The sequence below is a fragment of the Rhizobacter sp. genome (genome assembly GCF_035702065.1).
Classification (GTDB): domain Bacteria; phylum Pseudomonadota; class Gammaproteobacteria; order Burkholderiales; family Burkholderiaceae_C; genus Rhizobacter.
Genome location: NZ_DASSRA010000483.1, coordinates 1 through 10,748, shown reverse-complemented (window position 1 = coordinate 10,748; position 10,748 = coordinate 1). Strand labels below are relative to the sequence as shown.

Annotated in this window: 10 protein-coding genes; 7 read left to right on the top strand and 3 right to left on the bottom strand. The window is 69.6% G+C overall.

Annotated features, from left to right (window positions below):
- Positions 1 to 502, bottom strand: a 502-nt coding sequence (locus VFL64_RS21660) for a dienelactone hydrolase family protein (RefSeq protein ID WP_489542461.1), incomplete at its 3' end; no start/stop codon positions are given.
- Between the two features lie 92 nt (positions 503 to 594).
- Here VFL64_RS21660 and VFL64_RS21655 point away from each other — a divergent pair.
- The 4 genes from VFL64_RS21655 (at position 595) to VFL64_RS21640 (ending at position 6,767) form a co-directional block, all read left to right on the top strand.
- Complete coding sequence (locus VFL64_RS21655; protein ID WP_489542460.1) at positions 595 to 1,575, top strand: GlxA family transcriptional regulator; 981 nt, start codon at positions 595 to 597, stop codon at positions 1,573 to 1,575.
- A 219-nt stretch (positions 1,576 to 1,794) separates the two neighbouring features.
- A complete protein-coding gene (locus tag VFL64_RS21650) occupies positions 1,795 to 3,375 on the top strand; it encodes a BamA/TamA family outer membrane protein (protein WP_489542459.1) in 1,581 nt (526 codons plus the stop codon).
- A gap of 51 nt (positions 3,376 to 3,426) precedes the next feature.
- Positions 3,427 to 5,649: a heavy metal translocating P-type ATPase gene (locus VFL64_RS21645; RefSeq protein ID WP_489542458.1), complete on the top strand. Its 2,223-nt coding sequence runs from the start codon at positions 3,427 to 3,429 to the stop codon at positions 5,647 to 5,649.
- 71 nt (positions 5,650 to 5,720) lie between these two features.
- On the top strand, positions 5,721 to 6,767 hold the full coding sequence (locus tag VFL64_RS21640; protein WP_489542457.1) for a S1C family serine protease: 1,047 nt from the start codon (positions 5,721 to 5,723) through the stop codon (positions 6,765 to 6,767).
- Here the strand turns inward: VFL64_RS21640 and VFL64_RS21635 are convergent.
- A complete protein-coding gene (locus VFL64_RS21635; protein ID WP_489542456.1) occupies positions 6,748 to 7,842 on the bottom strand; it encodes an ATP-binding response regulator in 1,095 nt (364 codons plus the stop codon). The genes VFL64_RS21640 and VFL64_RS21635 overlap by 20 nt on opposite strands.
- Positions 7,843 to 8,003: 161 nt before the next feature.
- On the opposite strand from VFL64_RS21635, the gene VFL64_RS21630 reads away from it, so the two are divergent.
- The 3 genes from VFL64_RS21630 to VFL64_RS21620 all read left to right on the top strand — a co-directional run bounded on the left by VFL64_RS21630 (position 8,004) and on the right by VFL64_RS21620 (position 10,562).
- On the top strand, positions 8,004 to 8,606 hold the full coding sequence (locus tag VFL64_RS21630; RefSeq protein ID WP_489542455.1) for an NAD(P)H-dependent oxidoreductase: 603 nt from the start codon (positions 8,004 to 8,006) through the stop codon (positions 8,604 to 8,606).
- A gap of 12 nt (positions 8,607 to 8,618) precedes the next feature.
- On the top strand, positions 8,619 to 10,013 hold the full coding sequence (locus VFL64_RS21625) for an MBL fold metallo-hydrolase (RefSeq protein ID WP_489542454.1): 1,395 nt from the start codon (positions 8,619 to 8,621) through the stop codon (positions 10,011 to 10,013).
- Positions 10,014 to 10,103: 90 nt separating this feature from the next.
- Positions 10,104 to 10,562, top strand: coding sequence for a universal stress protein (locus tag VFL64_RS21620; RefSeq protein ID WP_489542453.1), 459 nt, complete (start codon positions 10,104 to 10,106; stop codon positions 10,560 to 10,562).
- Between the two features lie 3 nt (positions 10,563 to 10,565).
- Here VFL64_RS21620 and VFL64_RS21615 read toward each other — a convergent pair.
- On the bottom strand, positions 10,566 to 10,748 hold a 183-nt coding region (locus tag VFL64_RS21615), incomplete at its 5' end, for a helix-turn-helix domain-containing protein (RefSeq protein WP_489542452.1).

Sequence of the window (10,748 nt, the reverse complement as noted above, 5' to 3'; positions counted from 1 at the left end):
GGCCAGCGGGGTCGTCCAGCGGCAGCGAGGGTTGCGACAGCACGGGCGCGAGCACGGCCGGCTCCAGCATCATGGTCAACGCGAAATTGCCGCTGAAGCACATGCCGATGGCCCCCACGCCCGGGCCGCCGCACGCGCCGTGCGCCAGCCGCCCCAGCGCCATCAGCCAGCGTGTGACCGGGCTCGACTGGTTGCCGCCACCCAGGGCCCGGAACTCCGCGCTCACGCAGGCCCGGCGGAACACGGCCACGCCGTCCTCGGCCTGCGGCACCGCGCCGTCGCGGCCGAAGAGCGAGGGCATGTAGACGGTGAAGCCGGCGTCGCGCACCCAGCGCGCAAAGCGCGCCACCTGCGGGCTGATGCCGGGCATCTCGGTCATCACGATGACGGCCGGGCCGCTGCCGGCGAGGTAGACGCGCTTGGCCTCGCCGTCGAGGGTGATCTGGCGCGGCTCGAAGTCGTCCAGTGGGTCGTCGGCGTCCAGGCGGCGGGCGGTGGCCATGCGTGCTCCTTCTTGTTCAGGAGCTTGTATTGGAGGTGCTCCGTGGCCAGAATGGCAGTGTCGCTTCTGACTGCTTTCAGGCAAAAACAGACATGCACGATTTCACCGTGGTTGTTCTCGAAGGGGCGTACCCCAGCAGCGTTTCCGTCACCAACGACATGCTGGTCGCCGCAGGCGCCCTGGCGGTGCGTGCCGGCGTGGCCGCGCCGCGCTGGCGGCTGTGTTCGGTCGATGGCGGCCCGGTGGCACTTCAAACCCGCCTGGCCGTGCAGACCACGCGCCTGCCGCTGCGCAGCCGCGACGACCGCTCGACCTGGCTGATCCCCGGCCTGGGCCTCGATACCGCGGGCGCGATCCGCCAGCGCATGCAGTCGGACGATGTGCGCAAGGTGGTGGCCGCCGTGGCGCGCCACGTGGCCGCAGGCGGGCAGGTGGCTGCGTCGTGCTCGGCGGTGTTCCTGCTGCAGGCAGCCGGCCTGCTGCGCGGGCGCAAGGCCACCACCTCGTGGTGGCTTGCGCCACTGCTCAAGCGCATGGAGCCGCAATGCACCGTCGACGCCGACCGCATGGTGTGCACCGACGGCCCCGTGACCACCGCCGGCGCGGCCTTCGCGCAGACCGACCTGATGCTGCACCTGCTGCGCGCGCACTGCGGTTCGGCGCTGGCCGATGCCGTCTCGCGCATGCTGCTGATCGACGCGCGCCAGGCCCAGGCGCCGTTCGTGGTGCCCGAGGTGCTGGCCAGCGGCAACGAGCTGGTGGCCCGGCTGACGGCACGGGTGGAAGCGGCGTTGCCCAAGGTGCCTTCCGTCACCGAGCTGGCCGGCGAGTTCTGCATGTCCGAGCGCACGCTGGCCCGGCACATCCAGCGCGCCACCGGCAAGAGCACGCTGGCGCTGGTGCACAGCGTCAAGCTGCGCCGCGCGCGGGCGCTGCTCGAAAGCAGCCGCATGTCGGTCGACCAGGTGGCCGAATCGGTGGGCTACCAGGACGCCACCGCGCTGCGCCGCCTGATGAAGAAGGTGGCCGGCGCCAACCCGAGCCGCTTTCGCGCCACCGCGCCGACACGATGAGACGCTTGGTTTCTTGCGCCAGATCAAGCCCCGCCGGTGGGCGGGCACTAAGTTCAGGCGGTGCGAACTGGGGTTAAGCATCGTTTAAGCCTTGCCCGCAACACTCGCCGCCAAGACACCGACGAGCTCGAACATCACTTGACGCAAGACACCGTACGACGAGCTCATCCCCGGCCGACGCGAGCCGGCCTGCGCGGGGTTTTCGCCCTGCTGTGCTCCTTGCCATTCGCCCTGGCCGCGCAACCAGACCCTCTGCCCACGCTGAAAGAGCTGGAAGCGGCCGGTGCGCGCGTCGGCGTGATCCGCGTGGTCGCAAAGGACATCTTCGACACCACCGACCCGCTCGAAGACAACTGGCTGTTCCGCCTGGCCAACGGCATGCACATCGAGACGCGGCCCTCGGTCATCGAGCATGCCCTGCTGTTCAAGAGCGGCGAGCCCTTGTCGTTGCAGAAGCTGGACGAGTCGGAGCGGCTGCTGCGGGAGAGCCGCTACCTGTATTCGGTGGAGTTCCGCCCCGCCGCGTACCACGATGGCGTGGTCGACATCGACGTGGTCACGCGCGACACCTGGTCGCTCGACGCCGGCGTCTCGCTGGGGCGGGCCGGGGGCGTCAACACCGGTGGCTTCAGCCTGCGGGAATACAACCTGCTCGGCTCCGGCATGGCGCTCAGCCTGGGCCACACGAAAGGCGTCGACCGGTCGGGCAACGAGTTCTCGCTCGGCACCGACCACGCCTTCGGGTCGCGCGTCGCATTCAACCTCGCGCATGCGACGAACAGCGACGGCCGGCGCGACGCCTTCACCGTGCGCCAGCCGTTCTATGCGCTGGATTCGCGCTGGTCGGCCGGCTTCAGTGTGCTGCGCGATGACCGCATCGACCCGGTCTACAACACCGGCGAGGTCGAGAGCCAGTATCGGCACCACCTGAAGGAGGCCGAAGTCTTCGGCGGCTGGTCCCAAGGCCTGGTCAACGGCTGGACGCAGCGCTACTCGCTCGGCATGGGCCTGCGTGACAACACCTACCTGCCCGAACCCGGCATGGTGGCGCCCTCGGACTTGCCGGACGACCAGAAGCTCGTCTACCCCTTCGTCCGCTACGAGTTGGTCGAAGACCGCTTCGACCGCGAACTCAACCGCAACCTGATCGGCCGGCCCGAGTTCTTTGCCATCGGCCTGAACTCCATGCTGCAACTGGGCCTGGCGACCCGCAGCCTGGGTTCGAGCGCGGACGCGCTGGTGTACCAGTGGACCCTGAGCCGCGGCTTCGAACCCAGCCCGGACCAGACGCTCATGGCCGCCGCCCAGACCTCGGGGCAGTACGCCGACGGCCAGCTGCAGCGCCACCAGTTGGGCGGGCAGATGCAGTACTACCTGCGGCTGCGGCCGAATGCGCTGTTCTACGCCGGCGCCTCGGCCGACATGCTGACCAACTCCGAGATCGACCAGTTGCTGATGCTGGGCGGCGACAACGGCCTGCGCGGCTACCCGCTGCGCTACCAGACCGGCACGAGGCGGGCGCTCTTCACTGTGGAGGAGCGCTTCTACACCGACTGGTACGTGTGGCGCCTGTTCCACGTGGGTGCCGCGGTGTTCGCCGACGTGGGGCATGCCTGGGGCGGGCCCAACACCAATCTCAGCAACCCAGGTTGGCTGAGCGACGTGGGCGTCGGCCTGCGCATCGTGAGTGCGCGTTCGGCCTTCGGCAACGTGCTGCACCTCGACGTGGCCAGCCCGCTGAACACCACGCCGGACATCAAGCGCGTGCAGTTCCTGGTCAAGACGAAGACGAGCTTCTAGGGCCTCTTCACGAGGTGTTCCAATGGGCAGGAACCTGCAGACACCATCCAGATGCACGCCCACGAACACAAGCACGACGAGCATTCCCACCCCCATCACGACCACGGCCACGAAGACGCGTGCTGCGGGTCGGCGAGTGCGCCGGTTCCCGTTGCGGCTGCGCCGGGCGCACTGCTGCTGCGCATTCCGGCGATGGACTGCCCCACCGAAGAGGGGCAGATCCGCCGCGCGCTGGAAGGCTTCGCCGAGGTTCGACGGCTTCAGTTCGACCTGCCCAGCCGCGCCCTGAGCATCGACGCACCGGCTGCTTCGTGGGCTGCCGTCACGGCCGCCATCACCGCCGCCGGCTTCAAGACGGAAACGCTGTCCGCGCCGCCGCCGGCGCAAGACACCGCCAAGGCCCAACGCGCCGAACTGCTGCGCCTGGTGGCGGCGCTGTGCGTGGCCGTCGCGGCCGAGCTGGTTCACTTCTTCGCGCCGGACACGCTCGCCTGGAAGGTGGTGGGCATGGCGGTCGCCGCCGGTGCGATCGCTTTGTCGGGCCTGAGCGTGTTCCAGAAGGGCCTGTCGTCCTTGCTGCGCGGCCGGCTCAACATCAATGCGCTGATGTCGGTGGCCGTGGCCGGGGCCTTCGTCATCGGGCAGTGGCCCGAGGCGGCGATGGTGATGGCGCTGTACTCGTTGGCCGAACTCATCGAGGCGCGTTCCGTCGAGCGTGCGCGCCACGCCATCACCGGCTTGCTCGCGCTGTCGCCGCCGCAGGCCGAGGTCCGTCAGCCCGATGGCAGCTGGCTGAGCGTCGACGCCAAGACGGTGGCCGTGGGCAGCACCGCCCGCGTCAAGCCCGGCGAGCGCTTCGCCCTCGATGGCCGCGTGAGCGCGGGGCAGGGTGCCGTCGACCAGGCGCCGGTCACCGGCGAGAGCATCCCGGTCGACAAGGCGCCGGGCGACGAGGTCTTTGCCGGCACCATCAATCAGAGCGGGGCCATCGAGTTCGAGGTGACCAAGCCGGCGAGCGACACCGTGCTCGCCCGCATCATCCACACCGTCGAAGAGGCCCAGGCCCAGCGTGCGCCGACGCAGCGTTTCGTCGACCGCTTCGCCGCCGTCTACACGCCGGCGGTGTTCGTGCTGGCGCTGGCGGTGGCCTTGGGCACGCCGTTCCTGCTGGGCTGGCCGTGGCTGACGGCGGTCTACAAGGCGCTCGTGCTGCTCGTCATCGCCTGCCCCTGCGCCTTGGTCATCTCCACGCCAGTGACGGTGGTCAGCGGGCTGGCCGCTGCAGCGCGCCGCGGCATCCTCATCAAGGGTGGCGTCTACCTGGAAGAGGCGCGCAAGCTGCAGGTGATGGCGCTGGACAAGACCGGCACGCTCACCGAAGGCCAGCCCAGGCTGGTGGCGCAACTCATGCTGTCCCAGCAGATACCGCAGGAGCAGGTGCTGCGCATCGCACGCAGCCTCGCCGGCCGCTCCGACCACCCGGTGTCGAAGGCGCTGGCCGCGGGCTTGGCCGGCGAGACCTTGCCGGTCGACGGCTTTGGCGCCGAACTGGGCTTCGGGGTGCACGGCACCATTGGCGGCCACACCTACGTGCTGGGCAACCACCGCTGGGTGCATGAGCGCGGCCACTGCTCGGACGAGCTCGAAGCCACGATGCGCGAGCACGAGATGCAGGGCCGCACGGTCTCGCTGCTGGCCGATGGCGACCACGTGCTGGCGCTCTTTGCGGTGGCCGACACCACCAAGGGCACCAGCCGCCAGGCCATCGCCGACCTCCAGGCATTGGGCGTGCGGACGGTCATGCTCACCGGCGACAACCCTTCCACCGCACACGCCATCGCCGCGCAGGTCGGCATCACCGAGGTGCAGGCCGGCCTTCTGCCGCAAGACAAGCTGAATGCGATCTCCAGCCTGCGGGCAAGCCAGCCGGTGGGCATGGTGGGCGACGGCGTGAACGACTCGCCCAGCCTCGCCGCGGCGTCGGTGGGCTTCTCCATGGGCGGCGCCGGCACCGACACGGCCAAGGAAGCGGCCGACGTGCTCATCATGAACGACGACCTGCGCAAGGTGCCCGAGACCATCCGCCTCTCCAAGCGCACCTGCGCCATCCTGTGGCAGAACATCGCCCTGGCGCTCGGCATCAAGGCCGTGTTCTTCGTGCTGGCCGTGTTCGGCAGCGCCACCATGTGGATGGCTGTGTTCGCCGACATGGGCGCCAGCCTGCTGGTCGTCTTCAACGGGCTGCGCTTGCTTCGCGCCCGGACGGCTCCCTGACGGCCAGGTGTCCACCGTCGGGGCTTGACCCGGATCAACTGTCCCCGGGAGGGCGGTTCGTAGAGTGAGGGATGCGCCTTCGCTCGCTCGCCCATGCCTTGATGTTCCAGCTCGCCCTGGCCCTGTGCGGGCCGGCGGGGGCCCACCAGCAGATGCCCGGCTTCTCCGAGGCGCTGCGCGCGGCGCTGCCCAGCGTGGTGTCGGTCTACGGCGAAGGCCTCGACAGCGAATCCGGCGTGATCGAGTTCGAGCCGCAGGCCCTGCAGCGCGCGAAGCCGGTCGAGAGGTCGCCCTGGACCGTCTCGCCCAGCCCGGCCACCATCGGCGCAGGCTTCTTCATCGACGGCAAGGGAACGCTCGTCACCGCCGCGCATGTGGTCACGAACAGCCAGCGGGTGCTGGTGAAGACGGCTGACCTGCAGGTGGTGGTGGCCGAACTCATCGGCGCCGACGAAGACGTCGACATCGCGGTGCTGCGCGTGCGTGGCGTGGCGTCGCCGGTGCCGACCTTCGGGCGGCCCGCGGCCTCGCGCCCGGGTGACTGGGTGCTGGCCGTGGGCGAACCCTTCGGCTTGCAACGCTCGGTGGTCGCCGGCATCGTGGCCGGCCGCGCGCGGCACTTCGCTGAGGACACAGATGGCTTCTACATCCAGAGCGACCTGTCGCTCAACCCCGGCAACTCCGGCGGGCCGCTGCTGAACACCTCGGGCGCCATCATCGGCATGAACCTGCGCACGGTGGTGGGCCCCTACGGCACAGCCGGCGTCAGCCTGTCGATCCCGATCGGGGTGGTGCTGCAGATCGCACATGAGTTGCAGCATGGCAGCGCCTCACGGCCGCGCCTGGGAGCGAGCTTCGAGGACGTGGCGCCATCGGCGGCGCTGGCCGCCGGACGCCGCTATGCCAGCGGCGCCTTCATCAGTGCACTGAAGGACGATGGCATGGGGCGCGTGCTCGGCCTGCAGCTGGGCGACATCGTCGTCGGCATGAACGACCACCCCATCGAAGACAGCGCCGATCTCGCGCGCTGGCTGCTGGCCTGGCGCGAGTTGCGGGGCACGCGCCTGGTCGTGTGGCGCGATGGGGCGTACAGGGTGCTCAGCGCGCCTTCGCCTTGACGCGAGCCGCAGGCAGCAACTCGCGCAGCCCGGCCAGGAAGGGGCTGAAATCGATCGGCTTCGTCCAGTAGCGCGCGGCACCGGCGGCCAGAGCCTCCGCCACCTGGTCCTGCATGCCGCCGGCCGACAGCGCCGCCACGCGGATGTGCCGCGTCGATTCGTCTTCGCGCAGGCGCCTGAGCACCTGCAAGCCGGCGAGGTCGGGCAGGTGCATGTCGAGCAGGATGAGGTCGGGTTGCCCGCTGCGTGCCATGTCCAGCCCGGTCTGCCCGTCGGCGGCCACCGACACGCGTACCAACGGCCAGCAGCGCAGCAGCTCCACCACCAGCAGCGCGTTGACGGGTTCGTCTTCGATGTAGAGCACGTGCCCGGCAGGCTCGGCATTGGGCGGCGGGTCGTTCGGCAGCTCGCCCGCCGCGGGTGCTTCCACCGAGTGCACGCCCAGGGCCAGCATGTCCTCGATGAGGGCGCGCAGCCGTTCGCCCGCCGCCAGCACTAGGCCGAGCCGCTCGTGCTCTTCGGCCGAGAGCCGCTCCCGCGTTGCGGTCTGGAGCAGGCGTGTCAGCCCGACAACGGCATTCAGCGTAGTGCGCAGCTCATGGCTCATGCGCGACATGAACTCCGTCTTGGCGCGGTGGGCGGCTTCGGCGCTGGCATAGGCCTCGCGCGCCTGCTCCAGCGCACGCTGGCGCGTCGCGTCGCGGATCACGGCGGTCATCAGGGCATCGTCCCCCCGACCCATGCGCGAGATCGAGGCTTCGATCGCGATCTCGCTGCCGTCCGAGCGCAGGCCGGTCAGCGTGCGCGTCACGCCCATCGGCCGGGCGGACTTGCCGGTTTCGGCGAAGTGCGTCACCTTCTCGGCATGCACGGCGCGGCTGTCGAGCGGGATGAGCCGCTCCAGCGGCTCGCCCAGCATGCTGGCCGGCGCATACCCGAAGAGTTGGCCTGCGGCGCGGTTGAAGAGACGGATGCGGTGCCGTGCATCGATGGTGATCACCGCATCGAGCACCGTGTCGAGGATGCCGGCAAGCGCCTGCTGGTCTGGCGGCGTCGTCGGGTCTTGAGATGACATGTTTCTCCGGCCATTGCGAACTCCATCGAGCCTAAGCGGCAGCAGCCGAAGCGGGTTGACATGAGTCAAGGCGGCCCAAGAAGGCGCACGCAACAGCCACCCGCCCGATTCCTTGACGGCGGTCAAGCCGCGACCTGGCCGCACGCCTAGGCTGTGCCGTCATGAACGACACCACATCCCGGCGCATCCTCGTCCTGCAGGGCCACCCCGACGCGAGCCAGCCCCACTTCTGCCACGCACTGGCAGCGGCGTATGCCGAGGGCGCGGCGGCCGCGGGGCATGAAGTCCGCACCATCACTGTGGCCGACATCGACTTCCCGCTGCTGCGCAGCAAGCAGGCGTGGGACAGCGGCAGCCTGCCGCCCGCGCTGCTGCCGGCCCAGGAGGCCATTGCCTGGGCCCAGCACATCGTCCTCGTGTTTCCCTTGTGGCTGGGCGGCATGCCGGCGCTGGTGAAGGGCTTCCTGGAGCAGGTGGCCCGCCCCGGCTTCGCGCTCGCCAAGGGAGAAGGGGTTGCCGCGATGGCAAAGAAGCTGCTCAAGGGCCGCTCGGCGCGCATCGTCGTCACCATGGGCATGCCGGCCCTGGTGTACCGCTGGTACTTCCGCGCGCACAGCCTGAAGGCCCTGGAGCGCAACATCCTGGGCTTCGCGGGCGTGGCGCCCATCCATGAAACGCTGGTCGGCCTGGTCGATGACATGGACGCCAAGGCACGCAGCAAGTGGCTGGACAAGCTGCGCGCACTCGGCCGGCTTGCCTCCTGAAGGAGTTCTCACGTGAAGCTCACCTTCCTCGGCGGAACCGGCACCGTCACCGGCTCCAAGTACCTGCTGGAGCACGAGGGCCGCCGCTTCCTGATCGACTGCGGCCTGTTCCAGGGCCTCAAGCAGCTGAGGCTGCGCAACTGGGCACCGCTCGCGGTCCCGCCCGGCGGCATCGATGCGATCGTGCTGACCCATGCGCACCTGGACCACAGCGGCTACATCCCCCGGCTGCGCCACGCGGGCTTCAAGGGGCACGTGCACTGCACGGCACCCACGCGCGACCTGTGCAGCCTGCTGCTGCCCGACTCGGGCCGGCTCCTCGAAGAAGAGGCCGACTACGCGAACCGGCACGGCTTCTCCAAGCACCAGCCGGCCTTGCCGCTCTACACGGAAGACGACGCCCGCGCGGCGCTGACGGCGTTCCGGCCTGTGCCGTTCGAGACGGCGTTCGAGCCGATTCCCGGCGTCTCCGTCACGCTGCGGCGCGCCGGGCACCTGCTGGGTGCGGCCAGCGTGCATGTGGCGTGGGGTCGTCGCTCGATCCTGTTCTCGGGCGACCTGGGCCGCAACGACGACCTGCTGATGGCGCCGCCGTCTCCACCCGTCGCCTGCGACTGGCTGGTGATCGAATCGACCTATGGCAACCGCTTGCACGGCGGGGCCGATGCCCTGAGCGCGCTGGCCGAGATCGTGAGCCGCACGGCCGCGCGGGGCGGCATCGTGGTGATCCCGGCCTTTGCCGTGGGCCGTGCCCAGGCGCTGATGTACGCGCTGCACCTGCTGCGCCAGCAAAGGCGCATTCCCGACATTCCGGTGTTCCTCAACAGCCCGATGGCGGCCGACGCCACGCGCTTCTACCGCCAGCACCGGGCGGAGCACCGCCTCGACGAAGCCCAGTGCGAAGCGATGTGCAGCGAGACGCGCATCGTGAACAGCCTCGAAGAGTCGAAGCGGCTCAACAGCCTGCGCGTGCCTTCGATCATCATCTCCGCGAGCGGCATGGCTTCGGGTGGGCGCGTGCTGCATCACCTCAAGGCCTTCGCGCCGGATGCGCGCAACAGCATCGTGTTCGCCGGCTTCCAGGCCGCGGGCACGCGCGGGGCGACCATGGTGTCGGGTGCGCAGACCGTCAAGATCCATGGCCAGCACATCCCGATCCGGGCCGAAGTGGTTTGCCTGGATTCGATGTCGGCCCACGCGGACCAGGAAGAACTTCTTCGCTGGGCGGGTGCCTTGCCGGCCAAGCCCCGTCACGTGTTCGTCACGCACGGCGAGCCGGTGCCCGCAGATGCCTTGCGCCAGGCGATCGAGGAGCGGCACGGGTACGGCTGCTCTGTCCCGGAGTACCTCGACGTGGTGGATCTCGACCTGATGCCGCCACCCCTCGCGCTTGGCCCTGCCGCTTGACCTTGCCGTTTGACCTCGCTCAAGCGCGAGCCTTTCGCGGGAACGCACACTGGGCGCTTGCAAACCACCCGTTCAACGAGGAGAAAGCCCATGTACGCCTGCATCCTGGTCCCGATCGATCACAGCACGCAGGGGCAGCATGGCCTGGATGAAGCCATCAAGCTGGCCGCCGCACTGTCGTCGAAGATCCGCCTCGTCCATGTGGTGGACCTGCGCGCGCTGATCCAGGGCGTTGCCGGCTACGCCCCCACGGAACAGCTGATCGAGGACTGGAAGGCCGCGGGCGAGAAGCTGGTGGCCGAGGCGACCGCGCGCGTGCGCGAGAAGGGTGTTGCGGTCGAGAGCGTGGTGCTCTGCGACCCGGCCTTGCGCATCTGCGACGCCATCATCGAAGAGGCGAAGAAGGCCCCCGCCCAGCTGATCGTCATGGGCACGCACGGCCGGCGCGGCTTCTCGCGGCTGGTGATGGGCAGCGACGCCGAACTGGTGTTGCGCAGCAGCCCGGTCCCGGTGATGCTGGTCCGCGGCGAGGAACCGGAGCCCGCCTGAGTTTCATGCGGGCTCCAGCGCGGCCAGCCCCCGCGCCAGCAGGCGCAGGCGCGCCTGATCCTTGATGCGGATCCGCCTGCCCCGCACGTCGAGCGCCCAGTCGCTCTCCAGCCGGGAGAGGCAGCGGCTGATGGTCTCGATCCGCAGGCCGAGCAGGTTGCCGATGTCCTCTCGGCTCATGCGCAA